22 protein-coding genes are annotated in these 21,640 nt (G+C 66.4%); 9 read left to right on the top strand and 13 right to left on the bottom strand.

All coding sequences use genetic code 11. The features are described 5' to 3' along the window. Positions 1-110 precede the first annotated feature (110 nt). Both F5544_RS15640 and F5544_RS15635 read right to left on the bottom strand, forming a co-directional pair. Positions 111-818: a hypothetical protein gene (locus tag F5544_RS15640; RefSeq protein WP_167473870.1), complete on the bottom strand. Its 708-nt coding sequence runs from the start codon at positions 816-818 to the stop codon at positions 111-113. Further along, positions 806-1,699 carry a hypothetical protein gene (locus F5544_RS15635; RefSeq protein WP_174867599.1) on the bottom strand — a complete coding sequence of 298 codons (894 nt, stop codon included), beginning with the start codon at positions 1,697-1,699 and terminating at the stop codon, positions 806-808. Before F5544_RS15635 ends, F5544_RS15640 begins: the two co-directional genes overlap by 13 nt. Positions 1,700-1,838: 139 nt before the next feature. Here F5544_RS15635 and lspA point away from each other — a divergent pair, with 139 nt between their 5' ends. The 3 genes from lspA to F5544_RS15620 are packed head-to-tail and all read left to right on the top strand — an operon-like array spanning position 1,839 to position 4,052. Further along, a complete protein-coding gene (gene lspA / locus F5544_RS15630) occupies positions 1,839-2,432 on the top strand; it encodes a signal peptidase II (RefSeq protein ID WP_238847455.1) in 594 nt (197 codons plus the stop codon). Next, complete coding sequence (locus F5544_RS15625; RefSeq protein ID WP_167473869.1) at positions 2,429-3,355, top strand: RluA family pseudouridine synthase; 927 nt, start codon at positions 2,429-2,431, stop codon at positions 3,353-3,355. The genes lspA and F5544_RS15625 overlap by 4 nt, the downstream gene beginning before the upstream one ends. Next, complete coding sequence (locus tag F5544_RS15620; RefSeq protein ID WP_238847260.1) at positions 3,348-4,052, top strand: hypothetical protein; 705 nt, start codon at positions 3,348-3,350, stop codon at positions 4,050-4,052. Before F5544_RS15625 ends, F5544_RS15620 begins: the two co-directional genes overlap by 8 nt. A gap of 20 nt (positions 4,053-4,072) precedes the next feature. On the opposite strand, the gene F5544_RS15615 is transcribed toward F5544_RS15620, so the two are convergent. The 3 genes from F5544_RS15615 to F5544_RS15605 form a co-directional block, all read right to left on the bottom strand. Continuing rightward, positions 4,073-4,390 carry a type II toxin-antitoxin system PemK/MazF family toxin gene (locus tag F5544_RS15615; RefSeq protein WP_167473868.1) on the bottom strand — a complete coding sequence of 106 codons (318 nt, stop codon included), beginning with the start codon at positions 4,388-4,390 and terminating at the stop codon, positions 4,073-4,075. Next, positions 4,387-4,716, bottom strand: coding sequence for a hypothetical protein (locus F5544_RS15610; RefSeq protein ID WP_167473867.1), 330 nt, complete (start codon positions 4,714-4,716; stop codon positions 4,387-4,389). Before F5544_RS15610 ends, F5544_RS15615 begins: the two co-directional genes overlap by 4 nt. Before the next feature lie 67 nt (positions 4,717-4,783). Next, the gene (locus F5544_RS15605) at positions 4,784-5,716 is read right to left on the bottom strand and encodes an alpha/beta hydrolase family protein (RefSeq protein ID WP_203217564.1); all 933 of its coding nucleotides are present in this window, start codon (positions 5,714-5,716) and stop codon (positions 4,784-4,786) included. A gap of 36 nt (positions 5,717-5,752) precedes the next feature. On the opposite strand from F5544_RS15605, the gene F5544_RS15600 reads away from it, so the two are divergent. Then, positions 5,753-6,286: a helix-turn-helix domain-containing protein gene (locus tag F5544_RS15600; RefSeq protein WP_167473865.1), complete on the top strand. Its 534-nt coding sequence runs from the start codon at positions 5,753-5,755 to the stop codon at positions 6,284-6,286. Positions 6,287-6,330: 44 nt separating this feature from the next. On the opposite strand, the gene F5544_RS15595 is transcribed toward F5544_RS15600, so the two are convergent. Together F5544_RS15595 and F5544_RS15590 are read right to left on the bottom strand one after the other, a co-directional pair. Continuing rightward, positions 6,331-7,161: a PhzF family phenazine biosynthesis protein gene (locus F5544_RS15595; protein WP_167473864.1), complete on the bottom strand. Its 831-nt coding sequence runs from the start codon at positions 7,159-7,161 to the stop codon at positions 6,331-6,333. Between the two features lie 101 nt (positions 7,162-7,262). Beyond that, complete coding sequence (locus tag F5544_RS15590) at positions 7,263-9,674, bottom strand: cation-translocating P-type ATPase (RefSeq protein ID WP_167473863.1); 2,412 nt, start codon at positions 9,672-9,674, stop codon at positions 7,263-7,265. Between the two features lie 112 nt (positions 9,675-9,786). Here F5544_RS15590 and F5544_RS15585 point away from each other — a divergent pair, with 112 nt between their 5' ends. From F5544_RS15585 to F5544_RS15570, 4 genes are all read left to right on the top strand, one after another. Next, positions 9,787-10,707 (top strand): ADP-ribosylglycohydrolase family protein, encoded by a 921-nt coding sequence (locus F5544_RS15585; RefSeq protein WP_167473862.1) that lies wholly within the window; start codon positions 9,787-9,789, stop codon positions 10,705-10,707. 28 nt (positions 10,708-10,735) lie between these two features. Further along, the gene (locus F5544_RS15580) at positions 10,736-11,707 is read left to right on the top strand and encodes an Rpn family recombination-promoting nuclease/putative transposase (protein WP_275107036.1); all 972 of its coding nucleotides are present in this window, start codon (positions 10,736-10,738) and stop codon (positions 11,705-11,707) included. A gap of 23 nt (positions 11,708-11,730) precedes the next feature. Then, positions 11,731-11,931, top strand: coding sequence for a hypothetical protein (locus F5544_RS15575; protein ID WP_167473860.1), 201 nt, complete (start codon positions 11,731-11,733; stop codon positions 11,929-11,931). Positions 11,932-12,348: 417 nt separating this feature from the next. Next, positions 12,349-12,909, top strand: coding sequence for a hypothetical protein (locus F5544_RS15570; RefSeq protein WP_167473859.1), 561 nt, complete (start codon positions 12,349-12,351; stop codon positions 12,907-12,909). 11 nt (positions 12,910-12,920) lie between these two features. Here the strand turns inward: F5544_RS15570 and F5544_RS15565 are convergent, their stop codons facing one another. The 4 genes from F5544_RS15565 to F5544_RS15550 form a co-directional block, all read right to left on the bottom strand. Next, a complete protein-coding gene (locus F5544_RS15565; protein WP_203217657.1) occupies positions 12,921-13,355 on the bottom strand; it encodes a PPOX class F420-dependent oxidoreductase in 435 nt (144 codons plus the stop codon). A gap of 71 nt (positions 13,356-13,426) precedes the next feature. Next, positions 13,427-16,723, bottom strand: a complete 3,297-nt coding sequence (locus F5544_RS15560; RefSeq protein WP_238847259.1) for an arabinosyltransferase domain-containing protein — start codon at positions 16,721-16,723, stop codon at positions 13,427-13,429. Between the two features lie 166 nt (positions 16,724-16,889). Next, positions 16,890-17,387: a hypothetical protein gene (locus F5544_RS15555; RefSeq protein ID WP_238847258.1), complete on the bottom strand. Its 498-nt coding sequence runs from the start codon at positions 17,385-17,387 to the stop codon at positions 16,890-16,892. Between the two features lie 95 nt (positions 17,388-17,482). Beyond that, on the bottom strand, positions 17,483-18,793 hold the full coding sequence (locus tag F5544_RS15550) for a DNA polymerase IV (RefSeq protein ID WP_167479221.1): 1,311 nt from the start codon (positions 18,791-18,793) through the stop codon (positions 17,483-17,485). 150 nt (positions 18,794-18,943) lie between these two features. Here F5544_RS15550 and F5544_RS15545 point away from each other — a divergent pair, with 150 nt between their 5' ends. Next, positions 18,944-19,828: a UTP--glucose-1-phosphate uridylyltransferase gene (locus tag F5544_RS15545; protein WP_167473858.1), complete on the top strand. Its 885-nt coding sequence runs from the start codon at positions 18,944-18,946 to the stop codon at positions 19,826-19,828. Between the two features lie 63 nt (positions 19,829-19,891). Here F5544_RS15545 and F5544_RS15540 read toward each other — a convergent pair whose 3' ends face one another. Beyond that, positions 19,892-20,812, bottom strand: a complete 921-nt coding sequence (locus F5544_RS15540) for an SMP-30/gluconolactonase/LRE family protein (RefSeq protein WP_238847454.1) — start codon at positions 20,810-20,812, stop codon at positions 19,892-19,894. Positions 20,813-20,917: 105 nt separating this feature from the next. Continuing rightward, positions 20,918-21,469, bottom strand: coding sequence for an NlpC/P60 family protein (locus F5544_RS15535; RefSeq protein WP_167473856.1), 552 nt, complete (start codon positions 21,467-21,469; stop codon positions 20,918-20,920). Between the last annotated feature and the right edge of the window lie 171 nt (positions 21,470-21,640).

Raw genomic sequence — 21,640 nt, 5'->3', positions numbered from 1 at the left:
TGGCAAGGCGGAGGAGGAGCCGATACCGGGGTTGTATCGGCGACGACGACAACGCGGCCAGGCGTCGAGCTGGACCGCGGAGGCGCCGGATGGGACTTCGATGACGCGCCCTATGGCCCGGCGAACCCGCGCAGCTTACGTACCTGCGCCGCCGTCAGATCGGCGAGCACTCCGGGATCGAGCGGTTGCCGCGCGGACACGACGATTTGGGTCAGCGTGGCTCCGACCTGCACGATCGCCACCGATGAGGTGAGTGCCACATCGTCGCTGACCGAACGCACCTGGAATCCGGTCACCGCGTCACCGGCCGACGGTTGGGTGAGCCCGCCGATCCGGTAGTCGATGGGTTTGTTGCCGTCGGTACCCGAATAGCGTGTGCAGCGCGCGATCACCGCCTGCACCTGCGAAAAGGCCTGGCCTACCAGTTCGTTCGAATAGCTCGCGGCGTCGATATCGATTCCGGCGAAATCGGGCCCCATATATTGGACCGCCGCATGCGCCAGCGCACCGGAGGTCTGACTCGCCAAGGGCGAGAGCACCTTCGCGCATTCGGCGGGTGTGGTCGGCGCCAGACCGCCGAGCGAGAGATCGGAATTCGGGTCGGGCAGCGCCGTGAACGAGGGCGGTAGATCGGTGACGCCGAGCAGCAGGCCGCGCAGCCGCTCCGAATCGCCGATCGGCAGGCCGGATGCCGTCGCCGCGGGCACCGCGGGACCGACGGGCGGCAGTTTCACCTGATCCGCCTGCTGCTTACCACCGCATGCGGCCAGCGTGAGCGCGACGAGCAGCACACCGCAGGCGCGGGCTACTCGTTCCACGTCACCTGCGTGTCGATCGTCTGCTGCAGCACCGCGGCGCTCTGCGGATCCCGGTAGGACTGGTGGCCGCCAACGGTGATCGACCCGGAAATCGGCAGCGGCAGGCCGAGATCCACGATGATGGTGCCGCTGCCCTGCATCACGTAGTCGTTGATATCCAGCACGCCCGCATTGTTCGGCAGATTCCACACGGCGGACTTCGGCTTCTGTGTGACATTCAGTTCGATGGTCAACCGGTCGCCGTCGCGCTTGGTGAGCGTCGCGGTGGTCACCTGGTCGAGGGTCACACCGCCGGACACCTCCTGGCGCACCGTCCACACCGCACCCTCGCCGAGCGGTTCGTCCGGGAACGCGATCGACTGGTAAACCGCTTGGTAGAAGGCCTGTTCCAGGGCGGCACGCGCGGAATTCGAGGTATCCGGATTCGGTGCCAGACGTAGCGCGGTGATGGCGCCGAGCTCGCTCATATCGAAGCCGGCCCGCGAGCCGTCGGCGGCGGTCAACGCCTTGTTCAGCGACGGATCCGGCGTCGAGACCGCACCGAGGGTGCAGTCGACGCCGTCGGCGCCCGCCTTGGCCGTCATCGGGATGGTGAGCGCGGGCGTCGAATAATCCTGTACCGGTTGATCGTTGATCTGCTGGGAGATCTTGTGGTCGGTGCGCAGCGTCACCTGCTGCACCGTGCCCTCCGGATAGCGCGGCCGCAGCAGCTCGCGCGGTTCGTCGCCCGGTTGCACCACGGTCGCCACCGCCACCGAAATCGGTACTGTCACTTCCTTGCCGACGCCGAGCGGTTCGGTGCTGTCGCTCGACGTCCGCGCCTCGCTCCCGTCGCCGCAGCCCGCGCCGAAGGCCGACAGCCCGAGCGCCAGCACGATCATGAGCACCCCGGAACGGGTTTTCCGGGGTGTGTGGAGGGAAGACAACACCGTCACGGCTCACAGATTACGACCGGTTCCTGAGTAACACCTGGGACATGCGGGCGACCACCGCGGGATGACCCACGCCGCTCGAGCGATGATGGTGGGTGTGAGTGACGACCGGCCGCCCGAGGAGAACACCGTCGAACCCGCCGTGGAGACGGCGCAGCCGCCTAAGCGGCTGCCCATTCTGTTGATCGTTGCCGCCGTGCTGCTCGGCCTCGACCTGCTCACCAAGACGATCGCCGTCGCGCGGCTGACGCCACAGCACCCGGTTCATCTGATCGGTGACGTGGTGCGGTTCACCCTGGTGCGCAATCCGGGTGCGGCGTTCTCCATGGCCACCGGCATGACCTGGCTGCTGACGCTGATCGCGGCCGCGGTGGTGTTCGGGGTGATCAGGATCGCCCGGCGGCTGCGGTCGCTGTGGTGGGCGGTCGGGCTCGGCATGGTGCTCGGCGGCGCGCTCGGCAATCTCATCGATCGGCTGTTCCGTGCGCCCGGCCCGCTGCAGGGGCACGTCGTCGATTTCATCTCGGTCGGCTGGTGGCCGGTGTTCAATGTGGCCGACTCGTCCATCGTGTGCGGTGCGATCCTGCTCGTCGCGCTGACCGTATTCGGTTTCGAACCGGATGGCAGCCGCACCGGGCGCGGCGACGAGAAGAGCGAGGCCGCTGGCGAGGTGCAGGCGTGAGGGAAACCAGGACCATGCCGGTGCCCGACGGGCTCGACGGGATGCGCGTCGACGCCGGGCTCTCCCGGCTGCTCGGGCTGTCCAGGACCGCCGTCGCCGCGCTCGCCGAGGAGGGTTCGGTGCAGCTCGACGGCATCGCCGCGGGCAAATCCGACCGGCTCGCCGCGGGCGCCTGGCTGGAGGTCGTATTCCCGGAACCCAAGCGGGAGTTGACCATCGAGGCCACCCCGGTGGAGGGTATGAAGATCCTCTACGCCGACGACGATATCGTCGCGGTGGACAAACCGGTCGGCGTCGCCGCGCACACCGGCGTCGGCTGGTCGGGCCCGACCGTGGTCGGCGGTCTGGCGGCGATGGGTTACCGCATCTCCACCTCGGGCGCGCACGAGCGGCAGGGCATCGTGCACCGGCTCGATGTCGGCACCTCGGGTGTGATGGTGGTTGCGCAGTCCGAACACGCGTATACGGTGCTCAAGCGCGCGTTCAAGCAGCGCACCATCGATAAGCGGTATCACGCGCTGGTGCAGGGACATCCGGATCCGAGCAGCGGCACCATCGATGCACCGATCGGCCGGGCCCGGGGCAACGACTGGAAGTTCGCGGTCACCGCCGACGGCAGGCCGAGCATCACCCATTACGACACCGTCGAGGCGTTCCAGTCGGCGAGTCTGCTCGATATCCATCTGGAAACCGGCCGGACGCATCAGATCCGGGTGCATTTCTCCGCGATCCGGCATCCGTGCTGCGGCGATCTCACCTACGGTGCGGATCCGCGTCTGGCGGAGCGGCTGGGGCTGGAACGGCAGTGGCTGCATGCCCGTTCGCTGGGCTTCCAGCATCCGGCCGACGGGCGTTATCTGGAGATCACCAGCGAGTATCCGGCGGATCTGGAGCACGCGCTGGACGTGCTGCGCAATGCCTGAGGAACTGGCGGCGTCCGAGGAGCCGTCGGCCCCTCGGACGAATCCGCTGCGCCGCATCGTCATCGGTGTCGGCGCCGCGGCGCTGGTGGTGCTCATCGTGCTGCTCGGGGTGCTCATACCGCCCAAGAACGGCGGCGTGTCCACCGACCGGCTCGGCCCGGACCGCGGTGAGCGGATCGCGGATTACCTTGTCCGGGCCAAGGATTCGCTGAACGGCACCGACGCCGATGAGCACTGGGCGCTGGTCTCGTTCACCGATTATGTGACGCCGCAGCAGATTCCGGCGCACAGCGGCGGCCTGCGGATCTCCGAGGTCATCCAGCACGTCCCTATTCCCGGGGTTCAAACCCCGGTGCTCGGTATCCCGGTCCCGGCGGGTGACGCGGTCGCCGTGGCCGCCGCGGATGCCGCGGCGAGCCTGCTGACCGTCCGCCCGCCGAGCGGTAACGAGCGCATCGACCGAACCGTCGCCGTCACCGCGGCTCGCCTCCGGGCGGGTTGCGCATGCACCCCGGGGCTCGTGGTCCGCGGCCAACTCCCCCGCCTGCGAGAGTTGGCCGCACAGAACGGAATTCGCGCGGTCCAGGCACTCCCCGCCGATGCTGTCTGGGACCGCTTCGCGATCGTTCCGTTACTGCCGGAATGGACCGAGACGGCCACGCCGGGACCCGATAACGGCCCAGTTCCGGATAAGTGATTTCAGTAGATCGCGCACGGTCAAGGAATGGACAAGACTGTCTTGAGCGCAGCATTGACTGCCAGAATTGTCGAGGGCGCAGCAGTCCCCACAATGGGACCGAGAACACTGCGCCGTATTCGTTCCAAATTGTCGGTCACGATGTAACCGACCACCGGATCAGCGGCCGAGAGCGGTACCCAGGTAGGCAACTCCGCATGCTTGCTCGACGTCGAAATCCGGACAGCCAGCACATCCGACAGTGTTCGGTTACGCCGATTGTTCGACACGATCAGCCACGGCTCGAGACCATGACCGACATCAACGCGGTATACCTGACCACGGAGCGGCGCCGTCATGCGGGCATGTCCCGATCGACGTCTTCCGCGTACTGACGCAGGAATTCCGCCGACTCCGCCGGCCAGTCCTTGAACTCCTCATCCTCCTCCATCATTCGCGCCATCTGCTCATAGCCGCGATCCAGAATCCGATCCCGAAGTTGCTGCAGTCCAGCCGCCATCAACACTCGCAAAACTGTTGCCTCCGATGATGTTTCGGTCAGTTCATAACCGAGCTCGGCGGCGATCAACTGCAACAACACCCACTCCGGCCCCCGCTTATCTGCGAATACCGCGAGTGCCTCCTCCTCACGATCAGTCAATGTCAAAGTCGTCCGCCTGCTCATGCATCAGACTCTACATCAAACAGTGATGCGATGGGTGATGCTTTTCCGCTCATCACTCATCAGGAGATCAAAGCTCACCCGACCTGAGCCAATGCGCGATATCCGCGATGACCGCCGGATCGACCTGATGTGGCGACTCGTAGTCGGCGGGGGTCGACGGACCTTCACCCGGATAGAAGCAGTGATCATCGGCCGGGTACACCCGAAACGTCACGTTGTCGCGATGCGCGAGACCCTTTCGCCATAGCGCGAGATCCGTGTCGACGGTGACCTGATAGTCCCGCTCGCCTTGCAGCACAAGCATCGGCCGATCGAGCGCCGCCGCGGTCGAAACCTGGTCGTACTCACGCAGATCCAGCCAATACCCACCGGAATAGCCGAACGGCAGTTCGGCGGGCGGTGTCGACGGCGAGAGGTTCGGACTCTCGACCGCGGCGGCCTGCCGTTCGACCGCGGCCACGGCGTCCTCGGTGATCCCGAGCAGCCCCTTTTCGGCGAAATAGCGGAAGACACGAACGGCGGCGCGCTGCATCGGTTCCGCGTCTGCGGCGAGCAGCACCAGGCCCGCCACCGCCGGTTCGGTCGCGGCGACGCGCGGCGCGAACTTGCCGCCCATGCTGTGGCCCGCGACGAAAACCCGTGCGGGATCCACGGTTTCCTCGCTCCGAAGCAGTCGCACGGCCGCGACCGCATGCGGCACATACTCCTGCGTCGGCGTGAAATCGGGGCGCTGATACAGCTCGAGGCGGTTGTAGGTGACCTTGTCGAACCGCACAACGGCGACGCCCTGCTCGGCCAGTCCCCATGCCAGATCCCGTAGCGGCTTATTCGGCCCCGACGTCTCGTCGCGGTCGAAAGGCGCACCGCCGCTGAGCAATACGACACCCGGATGCGGTCCGGCGCCGCGCGGCACGGTCAACGTTCCGGCGACCTGTCGATCCCCGTCGCCGAGGGTGATATCGCGTTCGGTGAAGCTATCGGGACTATCTACCTTTCTCATATTTGAGAAAGGTAGCAGGTATGAGAAGGTTGCACAATGGACATCTTGGAACTGCTGGGTCACCCGGTCCGCCTGCGCATCGTGCATGCGTTGCGCGGCGGAAGGATGCTCACCACCGCGCAGCTCTGCGCGCGCCTGCCGGATGTTTCGAAGGCGACGGTGTACCGCCACGTCGACCTGCTCACCAGCGGTGAGGTGCTGGAGGTCGCCGGGGAGCAGCGGGTCCGTGGCGCGGTGGAGCGCACCTACCGGCTACGCCAGGACCGCGCGAGCATCGACCAGGAAACCGCGGCCCGGCTCACCCCCGAGGACCACCGCCGCGGTTTCCCGGCGGCGATGGCCGGCCTGCTCGCCGAGTTCAACGCCTACCTCGACAGCGAAAATGCCGATCCGGCAAAGGATTCCGTCGGCTACCGGCAGCACGCCATCTGGCTCGACGACGACGAGCTGAATACTCTCGTCACCAGGATGCGCGAGGCCATCCTGCCGGTGCTCGCCAACGAGTACACACCGGACAGGGCTCGATATCTGTTGAGCCCCATCCTGTTTCCGATGGCGGATCCGGACTGATCCCCGACCGCCACCCCGCATCGAATGGCTACGCGATGCTGGGCTTACTCGCCACCCTGATCCGGCAGCGTCACAACGCCATCGAGGTAGCGACGGCAGCGCCCGATGAGCAGCACCCGGTCGCCGTGCAGTTCGCCGCGCAGGGTTCCGCCGCGCCTGGACAACTGGCGCGCGAGCAGTTCGGCACGGCCGAATTCCTTGGCCCACAGGGGAACCAGTTGGGCGTGCGCCGACCCGGTGACCGGATCCTCGACAACGCCGAGATCCGGCCCGAAGACCCGGGAGACGAAATCGACGGTGTCGCCGGGCGCGGTGATCACCGCATCGAATGGTATCGGCGGAAAAGCGGAGTAATTCGGTTGTGCGGCACGCACTTCCGCCTCGGTGCCGAGGACGATCACCTCGTCGAACCCGGTGTAGGCGCGCACCGCGCGCACCCCGAGCGCGGCGACCAGCTGCGGATTCGGCTCCACCTCGGTCGATTCCAGCGCGGGCAGATCGAGCACGTACTCGTCGTCGTCGGTGCGGTCCACGTGCAACCAGCCGCTGCGGGTGTAGAAGCTCACCCGGTCCGCGCCGGGGTGGATATCCTCCAGCACCTGCGCCGCCGTCGCCATGGTGGCGTGACCGCACATGTTCACCTCGACCGTCGGGGTGAACCAGCGCAGGTGGAAGGCGGGCCAGTCACCCGGCGGGCCGCCCGCCTCGGGCGGTAATTGGGAGGTGTAGAAGGCGGTTTCGGCGAGGTTGTTCTCCTCGGCCAGGTTTTGCAGCAACTCGTCCGGCAGCCATGACGGCAGCGGCATCACCGCGGCCGGATTGCCCGAAAAGGGGCCATCGACGAATGCGTCGATCTGGTGCAGCAGTACCTCCATAGTGGGAGAAGGTACTCCAACCCCGAATCAGCGCTTCGCACAAGGCATCTCGCGGCGTGCCGGGTCAGTTGTCCAGTTGCTGGACGAGCACGCGAGTTTGCTCACATACCGCCCGGTGTGGGATGCCGTTCCGCGCCGGTGATGCGCGCGCCCACCCACCACGCCACCTCGACCAACACGATTCCCACAGCGCCACAGGCGAATGCGGCCGCCGTCAGCCCGGCGTTCGACGGATCCAGTTTGAAGAAATGTTTGGTGAACGGAACCGTGAACAAGAACACATACGCGGCCACCGACGCACCGATCAGCACGACCTTCCACCACACATACGGCCGCGCCACGATGGCAAGCACCCACACCGCGATCATGATCAGGGTGATCAGTGCCGTGGTGCCCGCCTGCACCTTCTCCGACTCGGTCGCGTCCTTCCCGGTATAGGCGAACAGGTAGGCGACGAACGTGCACACGCCGATCACCACACCCGACGGAATCGCCAAACGCATGACGCGGGAAACGAATCCGCTGCGGGCGCGCTCGTTGTTCGGCGCCAGCGACAGGATGAACGCCGGGATGCCGATGGTGAACCAGGCCGCGATCGTCACATGCCTCGGCAGGAACGGATAGCCGAGCGGGTCGTAGCCGAAGATCTTCGACCCGACACCCGCCGCGCCGACCAGAAACGCGAGCAATACCGAATAGACGGTTTTGGTGAGGAACAGATTCGAGACCCGCTCGATATTGCCGATCACCCTGCGGCCCTCGCCCACCACATACGGCAGCGTGGCGAACCTGTTGTCCAGCAACACGATCTGCGCCACCGCCCTGGTCGCCGGGCTGCCCGAACCCATCGCCACGCCGATATCCGAATCCTTCAGCGCCAGCACGTCGTTCACACCGTCACCGGTCATGGCCACGGTGTGACCGCGGGATTGGAGCGCGGCGACCATGGCCCGCTTCTGGTCCGGGCGCACCCGGCCGAAGGTGGTCTCGCGCTCCAGTACATCCGCGAGTTCGCTTTGGTCCTCCGGCAATTCGCGCGCGTCCACCGCATGGTCGCCGCCGGGTAGGTTCAGCGACGAGGCTACCGCGCCGACCGAGACGGCATTGTCACCCGAGATCACCTTGATCGAAACATTCTGCTGGGCAAAGTATTCGAGCGTGTCACCGGCATCGGGCCGCACCTTCTGCTCCAGCACCACCAGCGCGGCCGGTGTCACCCGGCCCGGCGCGTCGGCCGCGTCGACCGGGCGGTCACCGCGTGCCAGCAGCAGGATGCGCAGTCCCGAGGAGCCCAATTCCTCTGCGACACGGGCATCTTCGGAGCCCGGGTCGAGCAGCACGTCCGGCGCGCCGAGCAGCCAGTTGCCGTTGTCGCCGTAGGAGACGCCGCTCCATTTCTTCGCCGAGGAGAACGGCGCGTTCGCGGTGCGCGACCAGCCCGGCCCGTCCGGCAGCGCCTCCGCGATGGCCTGCACGCTGGCATTGGGCCGAGGATCGTCGGCGGCCATGGCGGCCAACGCCTTTCGCGCGAGGTCCGGATCGCCGTCGCCGAGCGCGCGAATCTCGCTGAGCCGCATGCCGTTCTCGGTGAGCGTGCCGGTCTTGTCCGCGCACACCACGTCGACCCGGGCCAGGCCCTCGATCGCGGGCAACTCCTGGACGAGGCATTTGCGCCGCCCCAGTCGCACGACGCCGACCGCGAACGCGACCGAGGTCATCAACACCAGCCCCTCGGGGACCATCGGCACCAGCGCGGCGATCATGCCGGTGAGCGCGGGCCGCCACGACTCGCCGCTGGAGAACAGCTGGTTGTAGATGCTCAGCAGACCCGCGGGTATCAGCAGGTAGGTGATGAACTTCAGGATCTTGTCGATACCGGTGCGCAGTTCCGAATGCACCAGCGTGAATTTGCTCGCCTCATCGGCGAGTTTGGCCGCGTACGCGTCCTTGCCGACCTTCGTCGCGCGGTACGCACCGGATCCGGAGACCACGTAGCTACCCGACATCACGGTGGCGCCGACGGTCTTATCGATCGGGTCGGCCTCACCGGTGAGCAGCGATTCATCCACCTCGAGCTGCGCCGATTCCTCGATGACGCCGTCGACGACGATCTGGTCGCCCGGCCCGAGTTCGATGATGTCGTCGAGCACCACCTCCTTCGGCGGCACCTCCCGCGCGGCGCCATCGCGGCGCACCGTCGGCTTGGCCTGGCTGACGATGGCCAGCTGGTCCAGGGTCCGCTTCGCCCTGATCTCCTGAATGATGCCCACCCCGCTGTTCGCGATGATGAGCAGGCCGAACATTCCGTCCACGATCGATCCGGTGGCCAGTACCAGCACGAACAGCACGCCGAGGATGGCGTTGATCCTGGTGAAGACGTTGGCCCGGACGATATCTCGCACCGAGCGGCTGGCTCGGTCGGGGATGTCGTTGGTGAGCCCGTCGCGGCGGCGCTGTTCGACCTCGGCCGCCGTGAGTCCGGTCGCCCCCGAGGCCTGCACAGTTATCGACATGATCGCAAGCCTAGCTATCGGTTGTGGTTGCATCGCGCAGCACAGCAACTCGGCAGCGAGTGTTGCACGCGGTACATTGGCGGCCGGCGGCAGGAAATGGGAGGGGAAATCAATGCTGGACGACGCACAGCTGGACCGCGCCGCGGGCGTACTGCTCGGCACAGCGGCGGGTGACGCACTGGGGGCGGGCTACGAATTCACCAATCCGGACCCGGATCTCGCGATCGATATGATCGGCGGCGGGGCCTTCCGCTGGGAGCCCGGCGAATGGACCGACGACACATCGATGGCGGTGGCCGTCGCGCTGGCCGCGGAACCCGGACCGGGTATCGATCCCGACGCCGTCGCGGCCGGATTCGTCCGCTGGTGGGATTCACGACCGAAGGACATCGGCAACCAGACCCGCACGGTGCTGGAGGTGCGTCCGCAATCCGCCGCGGATATGTGGGCTCGCGCCATGTCGCTGACCGGTCTGACCGGCGGCAACGGCTCGCTGATGCGGACAGCGCCGGTCGCCGTCGCCTACCTGCGCGACGCGGACGAATGCGTCAGGATGGCGGGCGCCATCGGCATGCTCACCCACTACGACGAGCACGCCACCGAGGCATGCAAGATCTGGACATACGCCATCCGGCACGCGGTACTGCACGGCACCTTCGACGGCGTCCGCGAATACGCCGCGACCTCCCCCGCCGCCGACTACTGGCTCCCGCGCCTCGACGAGGCCGAAACCGGTCGGCCCCAACTGTTTCCGAAGAACGGCTGGGTAGTGCACGCCTTGCAAACGGCATGGTGGGCCATCACCAACACCGACCCGTCCGGCCCAGGACAACTCGCCGCCGCACTCGAGAAGTGCGTCCGCGCAGGCGGTGACACCGACACCACCGCCGCCATCGCTGGCGGACTGCTCGGCGCCCGCTGGGGCGCACGCGCCGTCCCCGCACAGTGGCGCAAGAAACTGCACGGCTACCCCGGTCTGCGCGGCGACGACCTCGTCACCCTCGCCGTACGCATCGCCACCAGGAACGCCTGACCTGTCCCGCTCGGCCGACCGAAAGGCTATGAGTGTGTCCGCGTCACCCCCGAATCCGCACGACTCCTACTTCCGTCAGGTCATGAGCCGACCTGCCGACGCCGCAAGCGAGCTACAGGCAGTCCTGCCGAAAGCCGTTGCCGCGCGCATTGATTGGGCTGGGCTGGAACTGCAATCGGCCAGCTTCGTCAAGAACAACCTGCGGGGCCGCCAGGCCGACGTGCTGTACCGGACCAGCCTGGCTGGCCACGATGCTTACATCTACATACTGATCGAACACCAAAGCAGCACCGACAAGCTCATGCCGCTGCGGCTGCTCGGGTACATGGTCGATATCTGGGAGCACCACCGAGATACGAATCCGAACGCCGAAACGTTGCCGACGGTGATCCCGCTGGTGGTGCACAGCAGTCACAAAGGCCGTCGCTGGAACACCCACACCGAGTTCGCCGAGTTATTCGACCTGGACCCGGAGATGCGAACGGCTTTGAGCCCTTATGTACCGCACTTCCAGTTCCTGCTTGATGACGTCGCGGCGCTCGACCTGCCTACTCTGCTCGCCCGCGATCTGACACCCGTGATCCGAGTCATGCTGGTGCTGCACACGAAAGCCCCCGGCAGTCGTCACCGAAACATGTTGTTTCCACTGATGACGGATCTGCGCGCAATCAATTCCAGCCCCCGCGGCTACGACGATCTCGTCACCATCATGCACTACATTATTAGGGTCAGCGATATCACTGTTGCGGACCTGCAACCCATCGCCGACCAACTCGGTCCCCGAGCCCAGGAGGCCCTCTTGACCACCGCTGACCGGCTCCTCGCCGAAGGACGCATCGAAGGGCGCGCCGAGACGCTACTCGACCAGCTGCAAGACAAGTTCGAATCCGTGCCCGCCGATATCGCCGACAGAGTTCACGCAGCAGACCCAGATCAATTGCGGATATGGACTCGCCGCATCCTGCACGCCGACACCCTCGAGGACGTCTTTACTCAATAGGTCCCCGAGCCAAGGAGGCCCTCGTGACCACCGCTGACCGACTCCTCGCCAAAGGCGAAGCCAAAGGACGCGCCGACACTCTCCGTCGACAGCTGGCCCTGAAGTTCAAATCGGTGCCCGACCAGTTCACCCGCCTCATCGACACTGCGACTCCAGAGCAAATGCGGACCTGGACGGACCGGATCATCGATGCCGCCTCTCCCGAAGAGGTCTTCGCTCCGTAGGTTGCCGCCCCGAGCCAAAGAGGCCACCATGACCACCGCTGACCGGCTCCTCGCCGAAGGGCGCATCGAAGAGCGTGCCGAGACGCTGCTCGACCTGCTGTAAGAGAAGTTCGGATCTGTGTTGCTTCGACTTCTGGCCCGGACGTTCGGGCCGCGACCCGATGAAGTCACCAACACCGTCGGGCACCGCCGCCCCGACCAGCTCGAGACCTGGATGGACCGATTTCTGGACTCCAAGACCCTTGCGGACATCTTCGACCGCAAATCTGGTGCTGTCGGCGACCGACAGCCGCTACTCTCGAGCATGTCCTCGATCGTCAAGCCTCCCGAGCCAAGGAGATCGCTTTCCCTAACACTGAAAAGCTTTGTGCCACATGCGGTTCCACAGATCGTACCGATTCCGAGATTCTGCTCGCGATGTTGACGCTGAGGTTTGGCCCACTGTCTGCATCGACCATCCACCGCGTCCGCGCAGCAGACACAGAGCAGGTGCGGACATGGGTAGGCCGGTTCGCGAACAACCCTGATTTTGCCGAAATCCTCGACAGTCAGACACCGATCGAGCCTTTCCCTTGCGCCGACAGTCGTCTTCTGGAGGCGCTGATGCTAATAAAGTTCGGCCCACTACCCTTCTGGCTTGATGCCGATATCCGATGGTCAGATGCACAACAGATCCAAACCTGGACGGACCGATTCCTAATCGGCGGCAACTTCGAACACATCATCTACGGCGAAGAAGAAGTCAGCGCTTGGGCCGAGGCGCATGTCAGAGCGAAGAATCTGATCGAGACTTGGGCCGCAGACAAAGCGGAAGCCGAGGGTCGAGCCGAGGCGCTGCTAGACCTGCTGACAGTGAAGTTCGGAACTCTGCCCGAACACATCACCGATACAGTTCAGGCAGCGAACCTGGGTCAACTGGAAGCGTGGACTGGCCGCATCCTCAGCGTCGCCACCCTCGACGACGTCTTCACCGAGTAGTCGGCCACCCCTCAAACCGCAGGCACCTTACGAATATTCGGCTCCAGCTCGTGCGGATCCCGGTCCGGATCATCGATCCCGAAGCCGATGATCTTCTCCGGATGGATCCGAATGATCGCCCCGTCCACGTTAGAGTCCGGCTCGAACGCGGAATCCGTTGGCGCGGTGAGCGCTTCGCCGCGGCCACGGATTTCCAGGCAGCGTACCCGCCACGGCTGGATCGACGGCAGGTCGTCGACGACGAATGCGACTCGGCCGTTGGCGGCGACGTTTTTGAACTTCTGGCTGCGCGACATGTACAGGCCGCGGATGTCTATCGTGCCGGTCTGCTCGTTGTATCGGTACGACACGGGACTGACCTGCAGTGTGCCGTTCGACTGCACGGTCGCCAGGCGGCCGAGCAGTTGGGTGTTCAGGTATTCGAATTCGGCGTCGGTGAACAGCATGGTGGCCCTTCGGTTTTCGTGGCTTCGGACGACCACCATGCTGCAACCTCAACTTATCTTCAGGTCAAACGTCACCAGTCGAGGATGGTGTGCGGCGGCGCCCAGGCGCCCGAGCGGCGCACCTGATCCACCGTCACCCTGGCCGGTTCGGCCGTCGCGTCGATGGGCACGAACTGCTCGATCGAACCCCAGTCCCGGTTCCATTTCTCGTCCAGGTACGAGGGCAGTTGGCGCGAGGTGAACAACAGCTGGGTCCAGCCGAGCGGGCCGCCGCCGTCGTGCGCCTCCCACAGGTTGGTGATGGTCGCGCCGTTGCGGTCCGGCAGGATTCGGTACCTGGGCAGATCCGAGACGCCGTCGTGCGTCGGCACCAGGTTCTGGCACGGGAAATGCAGGCCGACGGCCCAGTCCAGCAGCACCGGTGTCTTCGAACCGAGCAGGCTGTTCAGCGTTTTCGTCTGCGGCACCCGCGGCGGCGTCACCGCGAACCACTGGTCCCGGCTCAGATCCTTGTCCTCGCCGACCAACCGCACCACGTCCGCGTCGCCGGGCAACCGGTTCAGCGGGACCCGCAGGTTGCGCCACATCGGCGACGGACCGATATCGATCGGCACCGTCCGGCCCAGCGCGGTGACCTCGCCATTCGGTTGCGACCTACCGTATTCCAGCTCCAGATTCTGTCCCTGATGCACGACGCCCTCGGCATCCACCGAATGGATCCGGCCCGCCACCGCGATCGCGACGATCTGGCCGCGGCTGCCGTTCACCTCGTTCGGCAACCGGTACCAGTCGCTGATCAATGAGGCCGGCGTCTGGTCGCCGTCGTGGTAGCTGCCGAGCACCGGCGTCGTCGCCGGATCGAGCCCGAACGGCAGGGATACGGTGCTGCCGTTGATGCCGCTGCCGTGCGAGGTATCCGATCCGGACCCCGCCGATTTGGCCGCGTCGCGCAGCTGGTCCGGATCGCTCGACACCGAATTCGCGCGGCCGGTGGTCGATTCGACCTCGTCCGAAACCAGTACCGGCGCAACACCGTTCGGCCCGAACCCGGTGGATTCGGTGCGGCCGAGCGCGGTGCCGACATCACCGGAGAGCGGGCGCAGCATCGAGGCGTTGGTATCCGGCTCCACCAGCACCTTGTCGGCCATACCGCAACCGCCGGAAACCGCCGCGGCCGCGTTGGATTGCGCCAGCGAATACGACGGATATTGCGCCACAGCGGCTTTCGCGAAGGAAAGCAGCATGAACACCACCATGGCCGCCGCGGTCACCGCCAGCACCGGGGTACGCATGATCCGGCCTGCCGGGGAATCCGGCCGCGGCCGCGATTCGGGACGGATGTGGAACCATCCGGCGACCAGCAGCGCGAGCACCGACAGCCCGAAAAACCCGGTGGAGAAACCCTTTCCGTGGAATGACGGCGGCTTGTCCCACCACGGGTTACCCCACGCCGACGCGTACCAGTAGCCGTTCGCCGCGGTGAAAGTCAGTGCGAGCGCGAAGAATACGGCCGCGGCGACCAGCGCCCGGTTGCGCAGTGGACGCATCACCGCCGGACCGACCGCGACGGCCGTCAGCGCGGCGACACAGGTCGCCAGTCCGGCGAAGACGCCGAACTGGTGGTTCCACTTGGTCGGCGAGAACATCAGCAGCACCATCGCGGCCAGGGTGATGCCGACCACCCGGCGCGACGGCCCCGGCGCGGTGCCCGGTATATGACCGCCGCGCCGCAGCATGGTCGCCGCGCAGACCACCAGGCCGAGCAGCATGACGAAGACGCCGAATCTGCGGGTGAGCCAGCCGTCGCCGTTGGGCTGGATCAGATACTGGTAGCGCAGGTATTCCGCGAACCAGGTGTCGCCGGGCCCGATTCGGTTGTGCACGTAGAACATCTCGAGCGCCGCGCCGAGCGTGCGATCCGCGAAAACGATGGTCAGAATGACGAATCCGGCCGCGAGCAGCGGTAACAGCAGCGCCAGGTAGCCGACGTCCTTGGCCCGCCGCAGCAGCACCGGGGTCAGGCTGCGCGCCCCGGCCAGTAGTGCGCCGATACAGATCAGGCCCGACGGCGCGACGGTCAGCGTCAGCGCCGCGATGATCACCGCGAGCGCGGCGGGCAGCAGCCGCCTGGTCGCGATGGCCCGCTCGACCGACACCCAGGTGAGCACCACACCGCAGGCCACGTACGGCTCGGCGCGCAGGCCGTTGTTGTAGGGCAGCCAGAACGCCAGGAATACCAGGGCGGCGGTCCACACCGCGATCTTGTTGCGCCGGAAGACATTACCGAGCCGCGGCAGGATCTCGCGGCTGATCACCCACCAGGTGAGCACCGCGACCGCGAGGGTCGGCAGCCGCACCCAGGGGCTCACCGTCGAGATCCGCGCCAGCCAGGAGATGATGTCGGTGTACGGCGTGTAGAACGGGCCCTCGTCCACCGAGAACCACCGGTAGTAGTTCGACATATAGCCCGAGCTCTGCGAGGCGCGCGCCATGCCGAGGATGTAGCCGTCGTCGGAGGTGTTGGCGCCGATGAAATGCCAGACCAGCAGCGTCGCGAAAACCACCCAGTCGGTGGGGCGCAGCCGCCACCAGCGCTGCGGCAAGAAACGCCGCGTGCGGCGGCCGTCGAGCCGGTCGAGCTGGTGCAGCGCGACGAGCGCGGCGCCGGTCGCGATCAGGCAGAGCACGATCACCGCCAATTTCAGCGGCGTCGGCGAGGTGGAGAAGCGGGAGTCGACGGCGATGTGCACGCGCATGCCCTGCGGCACCGCGCCGGTCAGTTCGGTGAATACGCCGACCACCTGCGGCCGCAGATCACCCGCGGTCACCTTGCCGGAATCCGTTGGGCCGCCGCCTGTTACTGACACCGTGGCGTTCGCGGCGGAGATATCGATCGCGAGTCCGCACGCCTGGTCGCGCACCGCGCTCAGCGGCGCCGACCACAGCAGCGTATTGCGCGAGACCACATCGACCCGGCCGGGCCGCTCCGCGGTGTCCGCGACGACCTTGACGACGAGGCCGTAGCGTTCGACATCCGCCGACTGCCGCGGGATGGTCGAGAGCACGGTGCCGCCGGACGCCGCGAGCGCGGTCAGCGCCGAGCACGGCACCTGCATCGAAAGATCAAGTGGCGCATAGGAAAGCAGTGGCGATTCGACATTCACCGCATTGGCCGCCTGCGGCCAGTCGACGCTCGCCGCCTCCTGGCGCACCGGCAGGAACGGCACCGCTGCCGCCAGCACGAATCCGAGCAGGCCCGCGATGATCGCGACCCGTCGAGCCCATCCCCCACGTCTATCGTTATCTGCCGTACCGTGTTCGGAGTCCTCGACGGACGGCTGCCCCGCCCACACCATCGTGTCAGCCACGGCAGCAGATGTTAGCGGTACGACATCGGGCCCAAATACCACGCTACGGTGATCGGGCTCACAAAAACGCGGCAAAACCGCACGCCAACAGGAACTTTCGGAAAAGCTGAGAATTTCCGGCAGTCCGGCTCACCGATACCGAACGATGAGCCGGACCACACCGGAATCAGGCGGCGCAGGCCTTCGACTGCACGTTGGCCAGCGACAGGATCTGGCAGGCCCACGCCTTCTGGACCTTCCACTTGCCGTCCTCGGCGACGAACGGCACGTCGGCGACGTTCTCCTGGCCGTTCAGCGTGAGCTTGGCCTTCGCGTTGACGGTGTCGCCGAATGCGGTGACGTCGGTGACGACCACCGACGCGCCGGTCTGCTTGTACGCCTCGGCGAGGCGGCCCGGCAGGTCCGGATCGGCCTGGGCGCCCTGCACCATCTCCAGCTTCTCGGCGACCGGCACGTTCGGGTCGAGCGCGCGCTGCAGTTCCTCGTTCAGCTGGGCGACGGTCGGGGTCGGCGGCAGATTCGGGTTCGAAGCAGACGCCTTGACGCTGGTGGTCGCCTTGGTCGGCTTGGCGTCACTCTTCTTGTCGTCGCTGCCACAGGCGGTCATGCTCAGGGCGGCGACGATGGCCAGGCCGGCGATAGCGATGCGTCCAGTCTTCTTCAACTGCTCGTCCTTTGCGTTCGGAGTAGGTACGTTTCGGTCACACCAGGCAGCAACCACCCGAACGGCAGCGCTGCACGAGGTACCCAGGCTACCCGTCAGCGCAGACTGCCGAGCGGATCCGCCCGCGACAAACTGATGTCGTCGGCTGCGAACGTACGCGCCGGGCCCGGCCCTGTCGAGCTGGTCTCGAATCGGACCGTCACAACACCTTGTCCGGCACCCTGTACCCAGCCGTGCCCGAATTCGGGATGTGCGACATCCATTCCGGGATACCAGACCCGGCTCGCGTCCGCTACCTGCGGCGCGGCGATCAATCCGCCCGGACCCGAATCGGGCTGCGGCAGTTCACCTTCCGATAGCGGATCCTGATCCAGCTCGGGAAACAGTGATTCCTGCCGCACCGCGGACAGCCCGCCGTAGCCGACCCCGACGAGCCGGACCGGACCCAGTTCGGCCGGATCGATCGCCGACCGCAGCGCCGCGGTGGTGAGCGTGGCCAGATCGGTTGTCGCGTAAGGCAGGGTGAACGATCGGGTGACAATGGACATATCGGACTTCTTGAGCTTCAGCACCACGGTGCGCGCCGCGCGCCCGTCCTTGCCGAGCCTGCGGTGCGCGGCCCCGGCCATCGCCTCGATCGCCGGGCGCAGCTGCGCGAGCGTGACGATGTCGTGCTCGTAGGTGGTTTCGGCGCTGATCTGCTTGGCCTCGGCGCGCTCGGCGACCGGGCGGTCGTCGATGCCGCGGGCCAGCCGGTGCAGTGCGGCGCCGACGCTGCCGCCCAGGATCGAGACCGCCTCCGCCTCGGGCAGCGCCGCGAACGCGCCCACCGTCTCGATGCCGAGCGAGCGCAGCCTGCCTTCGGCGACGGGGCCGATCCCCCATAGCTTGCGCACCGGCAGCCCGGCCAGCAGCCGCTGCTGCTCGACCGGTGAAATCACCCGTATACCATCGGGTTTCGCCAGTCCCGAGGCGATCTTGGCCAGCTGCTTGCCGGTGCCCGCGCCGACCGAGGCGACCAATCCGGTGCGCTCGCGCACCACCGCGCGCAACTCCTCGCAGAACCGGTGCACCTGCCCCGCGGTGGCCCCGGCCAATTCCGCGGGCTCGCCGAACGCCTCGTCGAAGGACAGCGTCTCCAGCACCGGAATTCGCGAGCGCAGCGCATCGAATACCTGGGCGCTCACCGCGCCGTACACCGACCCGCGGGCGGGCACCACCACCGCGGTGACCCCGACCAGCCTGCGCGCCTGATGCATCGGCATGGCGGAGCGGGCACCGAATACCCGCGCCTCATAGCTCGCGCCGGCCACCACACCCCGCGCGCCGGTACCGCCGACCAGGACCGGCCGCCCGCGCAGCGTCGGCCGGGTCAACTGCTCTACCGAGGCGAAGAACGCGTCCATATCGATGTGCAACACCCAGCGGCGGGCCGCGGTTATCGCATCATCGGTGGTCACACCCGAAATCTACGCGCGGACACTGACAGAATCCGTACACACGAGTGTGATGGGGATCCAAGTTGAAGCTTCCGCGTATATGTGATGATCGGACGCATGAAGATCCGCAAGGCCGTGATCCCGGCCGCCGGTATCGGCTCCCGGTTGCTCCCGCTGACCAAGGCCATCCCCAAAGAGATGCTACCGGTCGGCGACAAACCGGTGATCGAGCACACGGTACGCGAGCTGGTCGCCTCCGGGATCACCGATATCACCATCGTGGTGAGCGGCGGAAAGTCGTTGATCCAGGACCACTTCCGCCCGAACCCCGCACTCGTCGCACAGTTGCGCGCGGACGGCAAGACCGCATACGCCGACGCGGTCGAGGAGGTCGGCGAGCTGTCCCGGCTCGGCCACATCACCTACCTCGACCAGCACGGCCCGTACGGCAACGGCACCCCGGTGCTCAACGCGGCGCGCCACCTCGGCGACGAGCCGATGCTGGTGCTGTGGCCCGATGACGTATTCGTCGCCGAGACCCCGCGAGCCCAGCAGCTCATCGATGCGTACGAGCGCACCAGCGGTCCGGTGCTCGCGCTGATGCCGATGGACCCCAGCGAATCCCAGCGCTACGGCGTTCCGGTGGTCGCCGACGATCTCGGCAGCGGGCTGCTGCGCATCAGCGGCCTGCGCGAGAAGCCGAAGCCGGAGGACGCGCCGTCGAATTTCGCCGCCATCGGCGGCTATGTGGTCACCCCCGGCATCATCGAGGAACTGCGAATCCAGACCAAGCGCTGGTACGAACACCGAACGGGCGAGGTGTATCTCACCGACGCGATCAACGCGTACGCGGCCGATCACGCGGTGTTCGGCCAGGTGATCCAGGGGCGCTGGTACGACACCGGCAATCCGGCCGATTACCTCGTCGCCCAGTTCGCCTCGGCACTGGCGCATCAGCAGTACGGACCGCTGCTGCGCCAACTGGCCACCGAGCTCGGTTGAGCCGCCGCGCGATTCGCCGGAACCATCCGGCGAATCGCGCGGAATACGTTGTGCGTCAGCCTGTTACGGCGTCGGAACGATATGCACCACGTTGTCGGTCATCGCCGGGATCAACAGGTACTTCCCGCTCTTGTCGAGCGTGAAATCGGCGGGGCCGCGCACGTTGTCCGGCAGCTTCACCTTCGCGACCTCGGTGCCGTCGGCCTTGTAGACGGTCACCTTGCCCGGCACCGGGTTGTCGAACGAAACCCAGTCCGAGACAGCGATATTGCCGTCCGACAGCACCGCGATGCCGTCGAGCAGCCCGTGCACGCCGCCGATCTTCTTCGGCGACAGCGGCGCCTTGCCCAGCTCCAGCCGGAACAGATCGCCGCCCTCGTTGTGCGCGCCGTCGCCGTTGACGTATGCGATCTTGCCGGACTTCTCCAGCGCGATGCCGTTGGCGCCGGGCACCCCGCTGGTGAGCGTCGCGAACTTCTTGCCGTCCAGGTCGAGTTGGTAGACCGAACTGCGCAGGGTGTCGGTCACCAGCAGGGTCTTGTTGTCCAGCAACACGATATCGTTCAGCTCGGTCGGGGCGTCGCCGTCGATCTTCGCCTCGAACACCTGCCCTCGGGTGTTCAGGTCGTAGCCGACCACCCGATCGACATCGGCGACGTAGACCTTGTTGTCCACGAACGCCATACCCTTCGGCGAGTTCAGCGGCGGATCGCCCGCCTTCGGCATCGCCTTCTGCTCGATCACCTTGCCGGTGGCATCGAGCAGGGACAGGAAGCCGTCGCCGTCCTTGGCGACCGGATCCTGCTGCGCGCCCATATTCGAGACGACGTACTTGTCACCGGCGACAAGTACGCTCTCCGGATTTGAAAAGCCTTTGATCACACCGGGTTTCAGATCACCGGCATCATTCTTGTCGCCGCCGCCGCAACCGCTGAGTACCGCGGCGAGCACCAGCACGCCGAGCGTACTCGGCATCAAGCGCATACGCACTGTTCCCTCATCATCCTCATCATCACGCAGCCGTACTGCCGTGCCGTGCAAGGTATCCGATTCATCGCAGGATTTCCCGGCGGAGGCGCCGGACAGGTCTCAGAACCGCCGAATGGTGTAGATGAAAAACTGGCTGAGCGGGGTCAGACCGACCGGCACGCCCCAGTCGTAGGCGTTGAGCACCTGGCCGAAGCCCGCGTAGATGCCGACGTGTGAGGCGTCCTCGTTCAGTATCACCACATCGCCCGGCGAGAGCGCACCGAACGGCACCGGGGCCCCGGCCTTGGCCTGCTGCCAGGTGGTGCGCGGAATCTGGACGCCCACTTGCCGGAACGCCCACTGCACCAGGCCGGAGCAGTCCCATGCGTCCGGGCCGATGCCGCCCCAGCGATACGGTTTACCGGTCTGGGTCGATGCGGCGGTGAGCGCGCCGAGCCCGGCGCTGCTCGGCAGCGGCAGCGCGGCCGAGCCGCTGGAACTGCCCGAGCCGGAGCCCGAACCCGAACCGGAGCCAGAGCCGGAACCGCCGCTGCCGGAGGCGCTGCCGGTATCGGACCAGGCGGGCCCGGCCAGCACCAGCGTCGCGGCCGTCGCGACCAGGAATCCGATGGCGATGCGGCGCAGCGGCTTACGCGCGGATCGAGTCGGCATCTGCTCGCCCCTTCCGTCAATCGACCGAGGGCTACTCTCCGGCATCCCCGGCGGCACCCGAGGCGGACCACATCGTCGGACCGAACGGGGTGGCCGGGCCGGCGAAACCCCGCCTGGCACAGCAGTTTTCAGATCAGGCACGGCACGAGAAATAACTCCTATCACAGAAGA

Source organism: Nocardia arthritidis (assembly GCF_011801145.1).
In the GTDB taxonomy this organism is placed as follows: domain Bacteria; phylum Actinomycetota; class Actinomycetes; order Mycobacteriales; family Mycobacteriaceae; genus Nocardia; species Nocardia arthritidis_A.
This window is presented reverse-complemented; position numbering and strand designations above follow the sequence as displayed.

Coding starts and splice junctions, on each gene's coding strand:
- F5544_RS15635 (WP_174867599.1), bottom strand. CDS start 1,699: ATGATCGTGCTGGCGCTCGGGCTGTCGGCCTTCGGCGCGGGCTGCGGC.
- lspA (WP_238847455.1), top strand. CDS start 1,839: ATGGTGGGTGTGAGTGACGACCGGCCGCCCGAGGAGAACACCGTCGAA.
- F5544_RS15620 (WP_238847260.1), top strand. CDS start 3,348: ATGCCTGAGGAACTGGCGGCGTCCGAGGAGCCGTCGGCCCCTCGGACG.
- F5544_RS15615 (WP_167473868.1), bottom strand. CDS start 4,390: ATGACGGCGCCGCTCCGTGGTCAGGTATACCGCGTTGATGTCGGTCAT.
- F5544_RS15610 (WP_167473867.1), bottom strand. CDS start 4,716: ATGAGCAGGCGGACGACTTTGACATTGACTGATCGTGAGGAGGAGGCA.
- F5544_RS15605 (WP_203217564.1), bottom strand. CDS start 5,716: ATGAGAAAGGTAGATAGTCCCGATAGCTTCACCGAACGCGATATCACC.
- F5544_RS15600 (WP_167473865.1), top strand. CDS start 5,753: ATGGACATCTTGGAACTGCTGGGTCACCCGGTCCGCCTGCGCATCGTG.
- F5544_RS15595 (WP_167473864.1), bottom strand. CDS start 7,161: ATGGAGGTACTGCTGCACCAGATCGACGCATTCGTCGATGGCCCCTTT.
- F5544_RS15590 (WP_167473863.1), bottom strand. CDS start 9,674: ATGTCGATAACTGTGCAGGCCTCGGGGGCGACCGGACTCACGGCGGCC.
- F5544_RS15585 (WP_167473862.1), top strand. CDS start 9,787: ATGCTGGACGACGCACAGCTGGACCGCGCCGCGGGCGTACTGCTCGGC.
- F5544_RS15580 (WP_275107036.1), top strand. CDS start 10,736: ATGAGTGTGTCCGCGTCACCCCCGAATCCGCACGACTCCTACTTCCGT.
- F5544_RS15570 (WP_167473859.1), top strand. CDS start 12,349: ATGTTGACGCTGAGGTTTGGCCCACTGTCTGCATCGACCATCCACCGC.
- F5544_RS15565 (WP_203217657.1), bottom strand. CDS start 13,355: ATGCTGTTCACCGACGCCGAATTCGAATACCTGAACACCCAACTGCTC.
- F5544_RS15550 (WP_167479221.1), bottom strand. CDS start 18,793: ATGGACGCGTTCTTCGCCTCGGTAGAGCAGTTGACCCGGCCGACGCTG.
- F5544_RS15545 (WP_167473858.1), top strand. CDS start 18,944: ATGAAGATCCGCAAGGCCGTGATCCCGGCCGCCGGTATCGGCTCCCGG.
- F5544_RS15540 (WP_238847454.1), bottom strand. CDS start 20,812: ATGCGCTTGATGCCGAGTACGCTCGGCGTGCTGGTGCTCGCCGCGGTA.
- F5544_RS15535 (WP_167473856.1), bottom strand. CDS start 21,469: ATGCCGACTCGATCCGCGCGTAAGCCGCTGCGCCGCATCGCCATCGGA.